The sequence below is a fragment of the Streptomyces sp. HUAS MS02 genome (assembly GCF_055702265.1).
The window spans coordinates 1,408,099-1,423,836 of record NZ_CM146747.1; the positions used below are offsets into that span (position 1 = coordinate 1,408,099).

Genomic DNA, 15,738 nt, shown 5'->3' on the forward strand with positions numbered 1-15,738 from the left:
CCAACGTAACGAAGCACTACTAGGGTCTGTCGTTCGGATCACGCCGGCTTCGGGTGACGGCGCCTGACGGCCCAGGCGTGATCCGAACGACAGGCCCCAGGGCGACTTCCGCGCGCGGGAGAGCGGGATTGTCAGTGGTGGACGGCAAGCTGGGAGTGTGCCGCCCCTGTGCCGGGGCGGGCACGGAGTTTCGCCGATCCGACCAGGGGAGAGCCGTTCGATGCCGACCGCCGTACTGACCGACCGCGAGCGCGCCGCGGTACAGGCCTATCTTCGGCTGCTGGGGACCGTACGAGCAGCGTTCGACGGGCCGCCGGACTCCCGCCGACCACCCGTGGTTCCGCCCGCCGCGCTCGCCGAGGCGGAGCAGGCGCTGGCGGCGGCGGGGCTCTCGGGCAACGAGGAGGAGTTCTTCGAACTGCTGCGGAGCTGGTGCCCGCAGGTGTGAGGGTGTACGACGCTCCGCCGGGAGTCCTCCGGCGGGCCGGCGTCGGTCCCGGACTAGGGCCGGTCCTCGGTCAGGTACATCCCGGCGGCCTGGTCCACCAGTTGCCGCAGGGCCGCCACATGGCTCTCGTCGCCGCCCAGTTCGTCGAGAACCCGGTGCGCGTCGTCGCGGAACGCGGCGAGGTCCTTCTCGAGCCGCCGGAGCGCGGCGGGGGCGAGCAGCAGTGCGCGCAACCGCGCGCGGGCCGGGGCGGAGCCGCGCGCGGCGCGCCCCAGCTCCGCGACCCGCTCCCGGGAGCCCGGGGGCGCCTCCTCCAGGGCGCAGGCGAGGAGATAGGTGACCGTGCCGTTCAGCAGGTCCTCGTCGCGGCCGGAGAGCAGGTCCTCCTGGTCGTTGAAGAGCTGCCAGAGGATTCCGAAGACCTCACCGAACTCCCGCCACATCTCGATGCGTTGGGTCCTGGTGCCGGAGAGGATCGCGGCCATCGCCGTGATCATCCCGAAGGGTGCGCCGGACTTCCCGCGGTAGGCGGCCGCGACCGCCTCGCGCGAGGCGGTCGCCAGGTCGCCGCGCAGGTCGCGCAGTTGGCCCTCCACGGCGCCGATCCAGCAGTCGACGATCTCCCGGGTGAGGGCGCCCCGCACCGCGTCCGGCACCGGCTGGGCCTGGACGATCCTGATGGGCAGCGCCTGTCCGCTGAGGACGGACGCCAGCAGCGCCTCGTCCGTACCGAGTCCGGCGGGGGTGTGCGCGCCGTGCCCGTCGGCCAGGTCGTCGAGGTAGCAGGCGGAGGTCCACCACAGGACGTGCACGGCCGACAGGGGAACGGCCGGTCCCGGTGCCCCGGTCTCGCAGGCGTGCACGAGCAGGGGGAGCACGGACAGGGGGTATTTCATCCGCTGGTGGCCGAGCAGCCCGGATATGGATCGTCGGACCGCCCCGGACGACGGCCCGAGGCCCTCCAGGGCGGTGGCGATCTCCGCGTCGATCTCCGGCGCGACCTGTCTGTGCAGCTCCACATAGGAGAGGGTGGTCATCCGGCGTCCTCGGCCTTGGAGGGAAAGGGAACCGAGACCGCGGTCGCCACCAGCCCCCGCCGGACGGTCCAGCGACCGTCGAGGACGTCGAGTCGACAACCGGCCACCACCGGTCCCGGTACGAGGAGTTCGGCGCGGAAGCGGCCGGAGCGGCCGTCGGGGCCCACGCTCACCTCGATGTCGGCCTCCGAGAAGTCCAGCCATTTCCGGGTGAGCGGGAACCACGCCTTGTAGACGGACTCCTTGGCGCTGAAGAGCAGCCGGTCCCAGTGGACCGAGGGGTCGTCGGCGGTCAGCCGGCGCAGCCGGGTCTCCTCCGCGGGCAGGGCGATCGCCGTCAGGACGCCCTCGGGCAGGGCGTCGTGGGGTTCGGCGTCGATGCCGAGAGAGGCGAGGTCGGCGGCGCGGACCAGGGCGGCGGCCGCGTACCCCTCGCAGTGGGTCATACTGCCGGTCAGACCGTCCGGCCAGCCGGGGGCGCCGCGCTCGCCGGGCACGATCGCCCGCGGGGCGACCCCGAGCTTCTCCATGGCCCGCCGGGCGCAGGCCCGGACGAGGGTGAACTCGCGGCGCCGCTTCGGTACCGCCCGGGCGACGACCGCCTCCTCCTCGGGGTACAGCTCGACCCCCTCGACGGCGGCGGCCTCCTCATGGGCGTGCGCCTCCACGACCACGACCGCTCCCGGGAGCAGTTCCTCGATCACCGGCTCCGACCTCCAACGGCAGAATGCGGCGGAGCCTGCCCGGGGGTTCCGGGCGCGGTCGCCACTCGCGGGGGTATCCCACGGACACCTCTTCGAAGCGGACCCCGTCCAGCCAGGTGGTCCGCGGAATGTGCAGATGGCCGTAGACCATGACCTCGACGTTGAACCGCCGGTGCCAGTCGGCGGTCAGCTCGGTGCCGCACCACATGGCGAACTCGGGGTACCACAGGACGTCCGTCGGGTGCCGGTCCAGGGGGTAGTGGTTGACCAGCACCTTCGGCAGGTCGGGCGGCAGTTCGGCGAGCCTGCGTTCGGTCTCGGCGACGCGGGCGCGGCACCAGTCGTCCCGGCTCGGGTACGGGTCGGGGTGCAGCACGTGCTCGTCGGCGCAGACCACTCCGGTGCCGTGCGCGTACTCCAGGCCCTCCGCCTTGGTGGCGCAGCCCTCGGGCAGGAACGAGTAGTCGTACAGGAGGAACAGCGGCGCGATCACCACAGGGCCGCCCGGGCCCTCCCACAGGGGGTACGGGTCCTCGGGGGTGACGACGCCCAGTTCCCGGCAGAGGGCGACGAGATGGTCGTACCGTTCGACGCCGCGGTACGGAACGGTCTCGCTGGGGTGGGTCCACAGTTCGTGGTTGCCCGGCACCCAGACGACCTTGGCGAAGCGGCCGGCGAGGGTCGTCAGCGCCCAGCGGATGTCGGCGACGGACTCGGAGACGTCACCGGCGACGAGCAGCCAGTCGTCGTCGCTCTCGGGGCGCATCCGCTCGACCAGGGCGCGGTTCTCGGGATAGCCGATGTGCAGATCACTGACGGCCAGCAGATTTCCGTGACGGCCGACCCTCGACTCCACCCGTGCTCCTCTCCGAACGCCGAACATCAACACGAGAACACAGGTGCGCGCCCCTGGACAAGACCGACCTGCCGAGCCGCGGCCCACCGGGGTGGGCAACACCGCCGACTCGCGCGCGGGCGCCGTCGGCGCGCCCGTGGACCCCGCCGACCTGTCCCAATACACCGCCGCGCGAGGATTAACACGCGCGTGACAGAAACATGGGCCCCAGTGGCCGTATGATCCGTCCTACACCACCGCCACGCCCCTACTTCGCGTACGGCGGTTCGGCGTACCTCCATCCCCCCTGGCCGGGCACGGCCTGCTTCGCCCTGCCCGCGAACCTTGGAAAGGCGGCCTGCATGGTCTCTCGCGTACGCGTCTGGCTCAACCGCACGTACGCGGAGAATGTCTTCTTCATGGATCAGCTGCGGCATAATCCGCACGCTCGTCCGGTGGACATCCATGCCACGCACGGCGACGCCGACTCCCCCGTACTGGCCGCCGCCGACACCGCCGACCTGGAGCCCGAGGGCCTCTCCCCCGCCGCGTACGTGGAGTACGCGCTGGACCAGTGCGCCAAGCGCGGCATCGACGTCTTCGTGCCCCGGCTGCACCAGGCGGCCCTCGCCGCGCACCGCGAGGAGTTCGCCGCCATCGGTACGGCCCTGCTGGCGCCGACCGCCGAGGCCATCGAGGTGTTCGAGGACAAGGTGACCGCGTACGAGGCGGTCCGTGAGCACGGGATTCCGGTGCCGCCGTGGTACCGGGTGACGAACGCCGACGAACTCGTCGCCGCCGTCGAGGAGTTGGAGGCCGACGGACACAAGGCGTGCTTCAAGCCGGCGTCCGGGGCGGGCGGCGTGGGCTTCCGTGTCGTCACACGCACCCCCTTCTCGCTCGATCACCTCAGCGGTTTCCCCAGCCCGTACGTCCAGCTCGACATGGTCGTGGAGGCGGTGCGGGCGGCCGAGGAGCCCGTCGACTGGATGGTGATGCCGCGGCTGGAGCAGCCGGAGGTGTCCGTCGACTGCCTCACCGGCCCCGACGGCCGGGTCCGGATGGCCGTGGGCCGCACCAAGAACGGCCGGCGGCGCGGCTTCACGCTCCACCCGGCGTGGATCGAGCCGGCGCGGCGGATCGCGGAGCGGTTCGGGCTGCACCACCTGACGAACATCCAGTTCCGGATGTACGGCGACGAGCCGGTCCTGATGGACGTGAACACGCGGCCGGCGGGCGGGCTGCATCAGCTCGCGCTGTGCGGGATCAACGCGCCGTGGGCGGCCGTGCGGTTGGCGCTCGGCGAGGAGACGGGGGATGTGCTGCCGACTCGGCTGGGGCAGGACTACACGGTGGTGTCCGGGCCTCGGCCGGTGCGGCCGGTGTCGTTGCCGCATCAGGTGGCCGAGGTGGGGGTTGCCGACGTGGCTGTGGCCGAGGTGGCTGTGGCGGAGGTGGCGGTTGCGGTGGATGCGCGGCCTGTGGCTGTGGCGCCGCCGGTGGCGTGCAAGCCGACGGTTGCCGATCGGCCGCTCGCCGTCTGAGTTCTCTCGCCCCCGCCGCCCCTACCCGTCCCATCCCAGGGGCTGCGCGCCCCTTCGACCCCCGCGTCACAGATTCGGGGCTCCGCCCCGGACCCCGTTCGCGCAGTTCCCCGCGCCCCTAAATAGGGGCGCGGGGAACTGCGTTAGGAACCCCACCGGCGGGTCAGCGCTTGCCCACCGTCAGCCTCAGTGTCTGCACCTCGAACGGGCGCAGCGTCACCGGGACGCCGTCGCCGTCCGTGGCCGCCTCGGACAGGGGGCGTTCCAGCAGGTCGGTGATCTGGGCTCCGGCGAGTGGGAATCCGGTGCGCAGGACGCCCCGGGCCCGGCCGCCGCTCGACTCGTAGATCCGGACCACGACGTCTCCCGAGGCGTCGTCGGCGAGCTTGACCGCCTCGACGGTGACGCCCTCGCCGTCCACGGACACCACCGGTTCGGGTGCGCCCGCCGCGTCCGCGACGCGCAGGGGCAGGTTGAGGGCGTAGCCCTCGGCGACCGCGTCCTCGATGCTCGCACCGGGGAGGAGGGAGTACGTGAAGCGGTGCTTGCCCTGGTCGGCCTCGGGGTCCGGGATGCGCGGGGCGCGGACCAGGCTGAGGCGGACCGTGGTGGTCGTACCGCCGTCCTCGCGGACCGTGCGGGAGACGTCGTGGCCGTAGGTCGAGTCGTTGATGACCGCGACGCCGTAGCCGGGTTCGCCGACGTGCACCCAGCGGTGGCCGGAGACCTCGAAGCGGGCCGCCTCCCAGCTGGTGTTGGTGTGGGTGGGGCGCTGGATGTGGCCGAACTGGATCTCGGCGGAGGAGTGGGCGGCGCGGACGTCGATCGGGAAGCCGGCCTTGAGGAACTTCTCGGCCTCGTGCCAGTCGATGTCCGTCTCGAAGTCGATCCGGGGGCTGCCGGCGCGCAGGGTGATCGTCTGGGTGAGGCGGGAGCCCTTGCCGAAGGTCCGTTCCACGCGGATCGCGCCGAGGAGGGGGTCCTCCTCGACCACGGTGATCGACTCGGGGTCCAGCAGGTCCGTGTAGCGGTTCTTGTAGTGCTTGTCGACGTCCCAGGCATCCCAGTAGTTGGGGAGGTCGGTGTGCAGGCGGAGCAGGTTGCCCTTGTCGCCGAGGACCTCGCGGTCGGCGACCAGGTCGCGGACGGAGGCGAGGGTGCCGTCCTCGGCGATCTCGACCCGGACCAGGCCGTTGTCGAGGACGCGGCCGGAGACGGTGACGGGGTGCGGGGGCTCGGCGGGGGTGAGGGGTGCGCTGCCGTTCGCGGGGACGGTGACGTACGCCGGTGCGCCCGCGGATGTGCGGATCACCTCGGCCCGGTCACGCGGGCTGGTGTTGAAGACGCGCGCGTCACCGGCGCCGAGCGCGGTGACCGCTTCCGTCGTCAGCTCCTCCAGTTCCTTGGCGACCCGCGCGTACTCCGCCTCCGCCTCGCGGTGCACCCAGGCGATGGACGAGCCCGGCAGGATGTCGTGGAACTGGTGGAGGAGGACCGTCTTCCAGAGGCGGTCGAGCTTCTCGTGGGGGTAGCTGTACCGCGGTGCGTGGAGCGCGGCCGTCGTCGCCCACAGTTCCGCCTCGCGCAGCTTGTGCTCGCTGCGGCGGTTGCCCTGCTTGGTGCGGGCCTGGGAGGTGTAGGTGGCGCGGTGCAGCTCCAGGTAGAGCTCGCCGTTCCAGACGGGGGCGTCCTCGTACTCGGCGCGGGCCTTGGCGAAGAACTCGTCGGGGTGTTCGACGACGACCTTCGGGGAACCTTCGAGGTCCGCCAGCCGGCGGGCGCGTTCCATGATCTCGCGGGTGGGGCCGCCACCGCCGTCGCCCCAGCCGAACGGGGCCAGCGAGCGCGTACCGGCGCCCTTCTCCTGGTAGTTGCGGACCGCGCGGTCCATCTCCTCGCCGCTGAAGCGGGCGTTGTAGGTGTCGACCGGCGGGAAGTGGGTGAAGATGCGGGTGCCGTCGATGCCCTCCCACCAGAACGTGTGGTGGGGGAAGCGGTTGGTCTGGTTCCAGGAGATCTTCTGGGTGAGGAACCACTCGTTGCCGGCGAGCTTGGCGAGCTGTGGGTAGGAGGCGTTGTAGCCGAAGGAGTCAGGGAGCCAGACGCCCTTGGTCTCGATGCCGAAGTGCTCGATGAAGAACCGCTTGCCGTGGACCAGCTGGCGGGCGATGGCCTCGCCGCCGGGCAGGTTGCCGTCGGACTCGACCCACATGCCGCCGACCGGTACCCACTGGCCCTTGTCGACGGCCTTCTTGATCCGCTCCCACACCTGCGGGTAGTTGTCGCGCACCCACTCGTACTGCACGGCCTGCGAGCAGGCGAAGATGAAGTCCTCGTACTCGTCGGCCAGCGCGGTGACGTTGGAGAAGGTGCGGGACGTCTTGCGCTTGGTCTCGCGGATGGGCCAGAGCCAGGCCGAGTCGATGTGGGCGTGGCCGACGCCGGAGATGGTGTGGGCGCTGGCGTGGGCGGGCTTGGCGAGGACCGGGGCGAGGATCTCGCGGACGGCCGTGGCGCTGCCGGAGACGTCGTCGAGGTCGACGGCGTCCATGGCCCGGTCCAGGGCGTGCAGGATCTCGTGGCGGCGGGGCTCGTGCTCGCCGAGGTGGACCATCAGCTCGCGCAGCACCTGGAGGTCCAGGTCGAGGTGGAAGACCTCCTCGTCGAGGACGGCGATGTCGGCGCGCCGGAAGGTGTAGAGCGGCTTGTCGCCGGCGGTGAGGATGTCGCCGAGCGGGGTGATCTTCGAGAAGTTGTCGGCCAGGATGTCGGGGTTGGAGGCCGCCTCGACCAGGTAGTCGATGCTCTCGCCGCCGCGTACGGGGTTGCCGATCGGCACGTACTGGTTGAGCGGGTTGACCGCCTTCAGCGGGGTGCCGTCGACGAGGTGGACCAGGGCCTCGGCCTGGTTGCCGGGCCAGTCGCCGACGAAGCCGAGGTCGATGACGGCCTCGACGCGCCGGCCCGCCCACGCGGCGGGGACCTGCCCGCGCATCCGGAACCAGGTGGTGCCCCACGGCGGGCCCCAGGGGGTGTCCATCGCGAACGGGGCGTACGAGGCGGCGGCGGCCTCCTCGAAGGGCACGGGCTCGCCCGGCGCCTGCCAGGCCTCGACCTCGAAGGGGACGGAAGCCGCGTAGAGGGCGGGCTTGATGCGTTGGGTGTGGACGCGCTCTACGCGTTCCTCGATCCGGCGGCGTTCGTCATGCATGAGGTCTCCAGAGAGGGTGGTGCGGGAGCGGGCGGTGCAGGTGCGGGTGGTGCGGGAGCTGGTGCGGGTGGTGCTGATGCGGGAGCAGGCGGGCCGGGAAAGCGCTTTCCGAGCGGGAGCCTACTTCAGGTACCCGAGGCCAGGGTGCACGGCCGTGTAGCCCTCGACCAGACGGCGGGCGACGTTGACCGAGTCCACCAGGGGGTGCAGGGCGAAGGCCTTCACCGCCGTCGCGCGGGAAGCCGCCTCGGCCGCGGCCAGGACCTCGCGCTCGACCGCCTTCACCGCGCAGACCAGACCGGTGGCGTGGTCGGGCAGGGGGGCGACGGAGACGGGGTGGGCGCCGTTGGCGTCGACCAGGCAGGGCACCTCGATGACGGCCTCGGTGTCGAGGGTGGTGAGGGTGCCCTTGTTGCGCACGTTGAGGATGAGGGTGGTGCGCTCGTCGCGGGCGATGGCCCGCATCAGGGCGAGGGCGACCTTCTCGTAGCCGCCGGAGAGGTCGTCGGCGTCGCGTTCGCCGGCGCCGGCCGTCTCCCTGTTCTCCGACATGTACGTGGCCTCGCGCTCGGCGCGGGTGCGGTCCCAGGCCTTGAGGGCGTGGGCGTCGGGGCGGCGCATCTCCTCGTAGAAATGGGCCTGTTGTTCCTTGAGGAAGGCGCCGCGGGTCTTCTCGACGGCCTGGTAGGCGCGGACGGCCTCACGGTTGAAGTAGTAGTAGTGCAGGTACTCGTTGGGGATCGCGCCGAGGGACTGGAGCCAGTCGACGCCGAAGAGCTTGCCCTCCTCGAAGGAGCCGAGCAGGTCGCGGTCGGCGAGGAGGCGGGGCAGCTCGTCGCGGCCGGCGACGTGCAGGCCCCGGACCCAGCCGAGGTGGTTGAGGCCGACGTAGTCGATCCAGGCCTCCTTGGGGTTCGTCACCCCGAGGACGCGGGCGATCCGGCGGCCGAGGCCGACGGGTGAGTCGCAGATGCCGATGACGCGGTCGCCGAGGTGGCGGGACATGGCCTCGGTGACCAGGCCCGCCGGGTTGGTGAAGTTGATGACCCAGGCGTCCGGGGCGAGCCGGGCCACGCGCCGGGCGATGTCCACGGCGACCGGGACGGTGCGCAGGCCGTAGGCGATGCCGCCCGCGCCGACGGTCTCCTGGCCGAGGACTCCTTCGGCCAGGGCCACGCGCTCGTCGTTCGCGCGGCCCTCCAGGCCGCCGACCCGGATCGCGGAGAAGATGAAGTCGGCGCCGCGCAGGGCCTCGTCGAGGTCGGTGGTGGCGCTCACCTCGGGGGCGTCGGGGAGGTCCGCGGCCTGCTCGGCGAGGACGCGGGTGACGGCGGAGAGCCGCTCGGCGTCCAGGTCGTGCAGGACGACACGGGTGACCCGGCCCTCGGCGCGGTCCCCGAGGAGCGCCCCGTACACGAGGGGCACCCGGAATCCTCCGCCGCCCAGAATCGTCAGCTTCACGCAATTACCACCTTTGCCGATCGTGCGTTCGTGCGGGCCGTCCGGCCTGTCCCCTCGACCCCCGTGCGCGGGATCGGTGGGGGTGTCCCGCGCGGCCCCTCGCGCCCCTGAGGAAGCGGAGCCGCGCCACTGCTTCTTCGGCCCGCGGGGGCCGTCTCCCTCAGGGGCGGGGGGAACCGCGCGAGACGCTCCTCCCACCCGTACCCGACCACGCGCCCCCTCCTGCCGGCCCGGTCCGGACTGTTCGTCCGGGCCGTTCCGCCACCGTGTGCGGGCGGCGTCCGACACGTGTCAGCCGCGCCGCGCCGGAGGGCGGTCACGGTGTGACCACCTCGACGCCCGCCTCCTCCAACGACGCGCGGGTGGTCTGCTCCACCGGCCCGTTGGTGACGACGACGTCGAGTTCCCTGGGGCCGCAGACCTTCGCCATGCCCGTCCCGGGGAACTTCGCGGAGTCGGCGAGCAGGACGACCCTGTCGCTCGCCCTGATCATCGCGCGTTTGACGGGGACCTCGACGACGGTCGTGTCCATCACCTGTCCGCCGGGGCGAACTCCACTCGTACCGAGGAAGAGCCAGTCGGCGTGGAGTTGACGGAGGTTGTCCTCGGTGAGGAAACCGACGAGGGAACGGTACTCGCGGCGGACCATGCCGCCGAGCAGCACCAGTTCGATGCCCTCGTCGTCGGCCAGCTCCTCGTAGACCACCAGGTTGCTGGTGATCACGGTGAGGCGGCGGCCGTGCAGTTGCCGGGCCAGGCGGTAGGCGGTGGTCCCGATGTCCAGGAGCACGGACTGGCCGTCGTGGACCATCGACGCGGCCTTCGCCGCTATCGCGTCCTTCTCGGCCACCCGCACCTCGGCGACCTCGGCGAAGGGCTGGTCGCCCTCGTCCACGACCGCGCCGCCGTGCACCCGGGTGAGCAGCCCCTCCTCCTCCAGCCGGACGAGGTCACGCCGGATGGTGGCGGGGCTCACACCGAGCTGTTCGGACAGGTCGGTGACCGCCGCCGGCCCGCCAGATCGCAGGGCCCGCAGGATGAGTTGGTGTCGTCTCTCTGCCAGCACGCGCTGAACAGTACTCGTCATTCCCAATCAAATCCATGCTCACTTCTGCTCGACTCTTGCCAAACCTCTCGGAGGCGCGCACGATCTGTGCACCGAAATTGAAGACTTTTGAAGAGTGATCCTCAAAAGTCTCGACGAGAGGGTGCACGCGTGGACGACGACCGGCCCGATGTGCTGCTGACCGGGCTGCTCTTCTACGACCTCGTGCTCACGGGGCTGGGAAAGCCGCCCACCCCCGGCGAGGAGATCTGGACCGACGGCATGGGCTGCGGTCCCGGCGGCATCGCCAACCTGGCGGTGGCCACCGCCCGTTTCGGCCTGCGGACCTCGCTGGCCACGGTCTTCGGCGACGACTACTACGGCGCGTACTGCCGCGAGGTCCTCGCCGGACAGGAGGGCGTCGACCTCTCCCTCTCGCGCACCGCCGACGGCTGGCACACCCCCGTCACCGTCTCCCTCGCCCACGGCCACGACCGCGCCCTGGTCACCCACGGCCAGGAACCGCCGTACTCGCAGGACGTCCTGATGGGCGATCCGCCCGAGTCGCGCACCGCGCTCGTGCACATCGAGGCCGAGCCGCGCGAGTGGCTCGCCAAGGCCGCCGCGAACGGCACGCTCATCTACGCGGACGTCGGCTGGGACCCCACCCAGCGGTGGTCGCGCGACCTGCTCGACCAACTCGCCCTGTGCCACGCCTTCCTCCCCAACGAGACCGAGGCGATGGCCTACACCCGCACCGACAGCGCGGCCGCCGCGCTCGGCACCCTGAGCGAACTGGTCCCGGTGGCCGTGGTCACCCGCGGCGGGGACGGCGCGGTCGCGGTGGACCAGACGACCGGCGAGTACGTGGAGGTCCCGGCCCTGGACGTCGACGTGCTCGACGCGACGGGCGCCGGCGACGTCTTCGGCGCGAGCTTCGTCGCCGCCTCCCTCGCCGGCTGGCCCCTGGCGGAACGACTGCGGTTCGCCGTCCTGTCCGCCGGACTCTCCGTCGGCCACCACGGCGGAGGCCTCGCCGCGCCCGGCTGGTACGGCGTCGCCCGCTGGTGGCGCTCACTGACCGACCCCGGCCTGAAGAAGGCCTACGGCTTCCTCGCGGACCGCATCCCGGCCGACGTCGGCCCACCGGTGCACTTCGCCCCGGTGACCCCGCCCGCGCGGCCCCAAAGACCCCACGCACCAAAGCCCTGAAGTACCACGAACAGGAACAAACAGGAGTGACCCGTGGACCTTTCTCGTAGAGGCTTCCTCCAGGCTGCCGTGTTCACCGCGGCGGCCTCCGGACTGACCGTCGCCTGTGGCGGCGGCTCGGACTCCGGCGGCACCAAGAACGGCAAGAACCTCACCCTGTGGTACTGGGGCGGCGCCCTCAGCGACAAGGTGGTCGCCGAGGCCAAGACACACTTCAAGAGCCAGATCAAGCTGACCAGTTCCTCCATCGGCGGCGACTTCAAGCAGAAGCTCACCACCACGCTCGCGGCGGGCGGGTCCTCCGTCCCGGACATCACCGGCATCAAGGGCGAGGACATCGCCTCCTTCCTGCCGAACGCCGACCGCTTCCTCGACCTGAACGACCTGGGCTTCAAGAAGATCTCCTCCCAGTACCTGGAGTGGAAGACCAAGCTCGCCCAGACCGAGGACGGCAAGCAGATCGGTTTCCCGATCGACATCGGCCCCACCGCGCTCTTCTACCGCGCCGACCAGTTCGAGAAGGCGGGGCTGCCCAGCGACCCGGCGAAGGTCGCCGCCGAGGCCAAGACCTGGGACGACTACTTCGCGCTCGGCACCGAGCTGAAGAAGGCGCTGCCCGGCACCTTCCTCATCAACAACATGGGCTCGGTCTTCAGCATCGCGGTCGGCCAGGGCACCAAGCGGTTCATCGACCAGGACAACCACTTCATCGGCGACCAGGACCACATCCGCGCCGCGTGGGACCACGCGATACGCGCCTACACGCTCGGCCTCGACGCCAAGATCAACGACCAGAGCTGGAACTCGGCCGTCGGCAAGAGCCTGACCACCGAGGTCGGCGCCGCGTGGCACGCGCTGGACATCCAGTCGGCGGCCCCCGGGACCAAGGGCAAGTGGCGGGTCACGGCGACCCCGGGCGGACCGGCGAACCAGGGCGGCTCCTATCTCACCCTGCCCAAGCAGTGCCGGAACCCCGAAGAGGCTTTCAAGATCATCAGCTGGATCCTCAGCCCGGAGAACAACGCCAAGAGCTTCGCGGACGCCACCATCTTCCCCGCCTCCCCGGAGACGTACGCGATGCCGGCGATGACCGGCCCCGACGCCTTCTTCGGCGGCCAGAAGATCATCGAGGTCTTCGGCCCGGCCGCCGAGGCCATCCCCGTCAGCTACGAGGCGCCCGCCGACTCCGCGGTCATGGCTCCCTTCATGGCCGAGCTGACCAGCATCGAGGCCAAGGGCAAGAAGCCCGACGACGCCTGGAAGGACGCGGTCTCCCAGGCCAAGCAGATCGCCAGGCGACAGGGGGTGAACTGAGGTGTCGTCACCTCCGGTGACCGGTCCCGCCACGGTGCCCGAGCACCGTGGCGGGCCGGGCCCGGCCCGCTTCCGCCCGCGGCGCACCCCGCCCGCGGGCGTCGCTCGGCCCACTCGTCGCGGGGTGCTGTCCTACTGGCGGCAGTACCTGGCGATCTCGCCCTTCTACCTGATCTTCCTCGGCTTCTCCTTCGTCCCCGTCTTCTACTCGCTGTACCTGTCCTTCCAGCGCTACGACGGCCTGGGCACCAAGGAGTTCGTGGGCCTCCAGCAGTTCGAGTTCCTGTGGAGCGACCCGGTCTTCTGGCTGTCCATCCGCAACACCCTGATCATCTGGGTCCTGTCCACCGTGCCCACGCTCTTCGGCGCGCTGGTGCTGGCGACGCTGCTGCATTCGGTGCGCCGCTTCAAGGGCTTCTACCGCATCGCCCTCTACGTGCCGAACGTGACGTCGATCGTCGCCGTGGCGATCTTCTTCGGCGCGGTGTTCAGCAACGACTTCGGCCTGGTCAACGCGATCCTGGGCACGGTCGGCATCTCCCCCGTGCCGTGGCTGAGCAACCCGTGGCTGATCAAGGTGGTCATCGCGCTGCTGATGACATGGATGTGGACCGGCTACAACATGATCATCTATCTGGCCGGCCTCCAGGCCATCCCGCAGTCGGTCTACGAGGCCGCCAGGATGGACGGTGCCGGACCGATCCGCACGTTCTTCCAGATCACCATCCCGATCATGCGGCCGATCATCCTGTTCACCGTCGTCATCTCGACCATCAACGGTCTGCAGAGCTTCAGCGAACCCCAGGTGCTCTTCGCCAGCAACGCCGCCAACCAGAACCTCGGCGGTCCGGGCCAGGCGGGCCTGACCACACTGCTCTACTTCTACCAATCGGCCTTCCTCGACAACGACTACGGCTACGGCGCGGCCATCGTGTGGGCCTTCTTCGTACTGATCATCGTGCTCGTCGTCATCAACTGGCGCATCGTGCAACGAGGGAGGAAGTCATGACGACAGCCGTCACGCCACGGCCGGCGACGGCCGCGGGCAAGGAGCCGGCCCGCGGCGCGAAGCGGCCGCGCCGCCCCAAGGGCCTGTCCCCGCACGTCTTTCTGATCCTCGCCGTCGTGATCTCGGTCTTCCCGTTCGTGTGGACGATCGTGATGGCGACCAACACCACCCGGGACATCTACAAGAGCCCGCCGAAGCTGACCTTCGGCTCGCACCTGCTGGAGAACATCCGGGGTGTGCTCGACACGGTCGACTTCTTCGGCTCGATGCTCAACACGATCGTCATCGCGTCCGTCACCACGGTCCTGGTGCTGTTCGTCGACTCCCTGGCGGCCTTCGCCTTCGCCAAGTTCGAGTTCCCCGGGCGCCGCATCCTCTTCGGCACGCTCCTGGTGTTCATGATGCTGCCGCTCCAGCTCGCCGTCCTGCCGCAGTTCATCCTGATGTCGGAGATCGGCTGGGTCGGCATGCTCAAGGCACTGGTGTGGCCCGCCCTCTCCAACGCCTTCGGCATCTTCTGGCTGCGCCAGTACATCGAGACCGGGGTGCCCGACGAACTGCTGGACGCGGCCCGGATCGACGGCGCCGGGTTCTTCCGGCAGTACTGGAACGTCGCCCTGCCGATGATCAGGCCCGCGATGTCCTTCCTCGCCATCTACGCCTTCGTCGGTGCCTGGAACGACTACGTCTGGCCCCTCATCGTGCTCACCAACCCCGAGCACGTCACGCTCCAGGTGGAGCTGGCCCAGCTCAACGTCGGCCACAACACCGACTACAGCATGGTGATGGCCGGTGTGCTGATGGCGTCCCTCCCGCTGGTGATCGTCTTCGCCGTCTTCGCGCGGGGCTTCATCGCGGGCGCCACCGAGGGCGCGGTCCAGGGCAGTTGAACCGCGGGACAGGGGCAGGCGGGCCGATGTCGGGACGGAGGGGCGCGGTGACGGACACCGGGAGCGCGACGATCGTGCGACCGGGGCGCGGCAAGGTGCTGGTGGTGGGCATGGACGGGGTGCGCTACGACCGGCTCGCCCGCTCCTCGGCCACGGCGCCGGTGCTGCACGGTCTGATGGCCACCGGCGCCCACGGCAGCGGTCTGCTGCCCTACGGCGAGGTGGACGGCCAGGCCGAGGGCGGGCCGTCCACCAGCATGGCCTACACCGACTCCGGTCCCGGCTGGTCGAGCGTGCTGACCGGGGTGTGGCCCGACCGGCACGGGGTCACCGGCAACGACTTCGAGGGCGCCGACTACGTCCGCCACCCCGACTTCCTCAGCCGGGCCGCCGCCGCGCGACCCGGTCTGCGCACGGCGGCCGCGGTGTCCTGGCCGGAGCTGATCGACCGCGGCACGCTGGGGCCCGGCGTCGGCGAACGCGCGCGGTACGACGGGGAGTCGGACGGTTACGAGCAGGCGGACCGGCTCGTCGCCGACACCGCCGTGCGCTGGCTCTCCGAGGGCGACCCGGACGCGCTGTTCGTGTACTTCGGCGCCACCGACGAGGCCGGTCACTCCACGGGGCCGCTCGGCCCGGCGTACGACCGGGCGCTTCTCGCCCAGGACGCCCACCTCGGGCGGCTGCTGGACGCGATCACCGCCCGGCGCTCCGACCCCGCACGCGCCGACGAGCACTGGACGGTCGTGGTCACCACCGACCACGGCCACCTGGACACCGGCGGCCACGGCGGCGACACCCACGCGGAGCGCGAGGTCTTCGTCGTCCTCGCGGAACTGGGAACGGGGGCTGGGCCGGGGGCTGCCGTTGCGCGGGGGACGGCGGCAGGGCCGGGAACAGCAGCAGGGCCGGGGACGGCCGATGCGGGCAGCGCGGGCAGGACGAACGGCCAGCCCGGTACGGCCGGTCCGGCCGGCCAGGATGGTCCGGGTGACCCCGGCGGTCCGGGTGATCCGGACGGCCCGGGT

The 15,738-nt window shown here is 71.0% G+C and carries 12 protein-coding genes and 1 pseudogene; 7 read left to right on the forward strand and 6 right to left on the reverse strand.

The window, feature by feature from the left end; all coding sequences use genetic code 11:
* Positions 1-220 precede the first annotated feature (220 nt).
* On the forward strand, positions 221-448 hold the full coding sequence (locus ACZ9QC_RS06115) for a hypothetical protein (RefSeq protein WP_230213763.1): 228 nt from the start codon (positions 221-223) through the stop codon (positions 446-448).
* 53 nt (positions 449-501) lie between these two features.
* On the opposite strand, the gene ACZ9QC_RS06120 is transcribed toward ACZ9QC_RS06115, so the two are convergent.
* The 3 genes from ACZ9QC_RS06120 to ACZ9QC_RS06130 are packed head-to-tail and all read right to left on the reverse strand — an operon-like array spanning position 502 to position 3,072.
* Entirely contained in the window at positions 502-1,485 is a 984-nt protein-coding gene (locus ACZ9QC_RS06120) for a polyprenyl synthetase family protein (protein ID WP_472919179.1), read from the reverse strand.
* Positions 1,482-2,189: a 4'-phosphopantetheinyl transferase family protein gene (locus ACZ9QC_RS06125; RefSeq protein WP_472919180.1), complete on the reverse strand. Its 708-nt coding sequence runs from the start codon at positions 2,187-2,189 to the stop codon at positions 1,482-1,484. Before ACZ9QC_RS06125 ends, ACZ9QC_RS06120 begins: the two co-directional genes overlap by 4 nt.
* Positions 2,134-3,072 carry a metallophosphoesterase family protein gene (locus ACZ9QC_RS06130; protein ID WP_472919181.1) on the reverse strand — a complete coding sequence of 313 codons (939 nt, stop codon included), beginning with the start codon at positions 3,070-3,072 and terminating at the stop codon, positions 2,134-2,136. The genes ACZ9QC_RS06125 and ACZ9QC_RS06130 overlap by 56 nt, the downstream gene beginning before the upstream one ends.
* Positions 3,073-3,386: 314 nt before the next feature.
* Between ACZ9QC_RS06130 and ACZ9QC_RS06135 the strand changes: the two genes are divergently transcribed.
* Positions 3,387-4,568 carry an ATP-grasp domain-containing protein gene (locus tag ACZ9QC_RS06135; RefSeq protein ID WP_472919182.1) on the forward strand — a complete coding sequence of 394 codons (1,182 nt, stop codon included), beginning with the start codon at positions 3,387-3,389 and terminating at the stop codon, positions 4,566-4,568.
* 163 nt (positions 4,569-4,731) lie between these two features.
* Here the strand turns inward: ACZ9QC_RS06135 and ACZ9QC_RS06140 are convergent, their stop codons facing one another.
* The 3 genes from ACZ9QC_RS06140 to ACZ9QC_RS06150 all read right to left on the reverse strand — a co-directional run bounded on the left by ACZ9QC_RS06140 (position 4,732) and on the right by ACZ9QC_RS06150 (position 10,306).
* On the reverse strand, positions 4,732-7,779 hold the full coding sequence (locus ACZ9QC_RS06140) for an alpha-mannosidase (RefSeq protein WP_472919183.1): 3,048 nt from the start codon (positions 7,777-7,779) through the stop codon (positions 4,732-4,734).
* 120 nt (positions 7,780-7,899) lie between these two features.
* On the reverse strand, positions 7,900-9,240 hold the full coding sequence (locus ACZ9QC_RS06145) for a 6-phospho-beta-glucosidase (protein ID WP_472919184.1): 1,341 nt from the start codon (positions 9,238-9,240) through the stop codon (positions 7,900-7,902).
* A gap of 316 nt (positions 9,241-9,556) precedes the next feature.
* Positions 9,557-10,306 carry a DeoR/GlpR family DNA-binding transcription regulator gene (locus ACZ9QC_RS06150; RefSeq protein WP_472919185.1) on the reverse strand — a complete coding sequence of 250 codons (750 nt, stop codon included), beginning with the start codon at positions 10,304-10,306 and terminating at the stop codon, positions 9,557-9,559.
* A gap of 150 nt (positions 10,307-10,456) precedes the next feature.
* Between ACZ9QC_RS06150 and ACZ9QC_RS06155 the strand changes: the two genes are divergently transcribed.
* The 5 genes and pseudogenes from ACZ9QC_RS06155 to ACZ9QC_RS06175 all read left to right on the forward strand — a co-directional run.
* Complete coding sequence (locus ACZ9QC_RS06155) at positions 10,457-11,497, forward strand: carbohydrate kinase family protein (RefSeq protein ID WP_472919186.1); 1,041 nt, start codon at positions 10,457-10,459, stop codon at positions 11,495-11,497.
* 33 nt (positions 11,498-11,530) lie between these two features.
* Complete coding sequence (locus ACZ9QC_RS06160) at positions 11,531-12,811, forward strand: ABC transporter substrate-binding protein (protein ID WP_472919187.1); 1,281 nt, start codon at positions 11,531-11,533, stop codon at positions 12,809-12,811.
* 124 nt (positions 12,812-12,935) lie between these two features.
* Entirely contained in the window at positions 12,936-13,820 is an 885-nt protein-coding gene (locus ACZ9QC_RS06165) for a carbohydrate ABC transporter permease (RefSeq protein WP_215457654.1), read from the forward strand.
* The gene (locus ACZ9QC_RS06170) at positions 13,817-14,710 is read left to right on the forward strand and encodes a carbohydrate ABC transporter permease (protein WP_472919188.1); all 894 of its coding nucleotides are present in this window, start codon (positions 13,817-13,819) and stop codon (positions 14,708-14,710) included. Before ACZ9QC_RS06165 ends, ACZ9QC_RS06170 begins: the two co-directional genes overlap by 4 nt.
* Positions 14,711-14,820: 110 nt before the next feature.
* Positions 14,821-15,564: pseudogene (locus tag ACZ9QC_RS06175) on the forward strand (alkaline phosphatase family protein); the annotation flags it as partial.
* Positions 15,565-15,738: the final 174 nt, after the last annotated feature.

Bases quoted from the DNA above. Each gene is read 5' to 3' on its own strand.
- ACZ9QC_RS06120 (WP_472919179.1), bottom strand. From the start codon at position 1,485: ATGACCACCCTCTCCTATGTGGAGCTGCACAGACAGGTCGCGCCGGAG.
- ACZ9QC_RS06135 (WP_472919182.1), top strand. From the start codon at position 3,387: ATGGTCTCTCGCGTACGCGTCTGGCTCAACCGCACGTACGCGGAGAAT.
- ACZ9QC_RS06170 (WP_472919188.1), top strand. From the start codon at position 13,817: ATGACGACAGCCGTCACGCCACGGCCGGCGACGGCCGCGGGCAAGGAG.
- ACZ9QC_RS06140 (WP_472919183.1), bottom strand. From the start codon at position 7,779: ATGCATGACGAACGCCGCCGGATCGAGGAACGCGTAGAGCGCGTCCAC.
- ACZ9QC_RS06115 (WP_230213763.1), top strand. From the start codon at position 221: ATGCCGACCGCCGTACTGACCGACCGCGAGCGCGCCGCGGTACAGGCC.
- ACZ9QC_RS06130 (WP_472919181.1), bottom strand. From the start codon at position 3,072: ATGTTCGGCGTTCGGAGAGGAGCACGGGTGGAGTCGAGGGTCGGCCGT.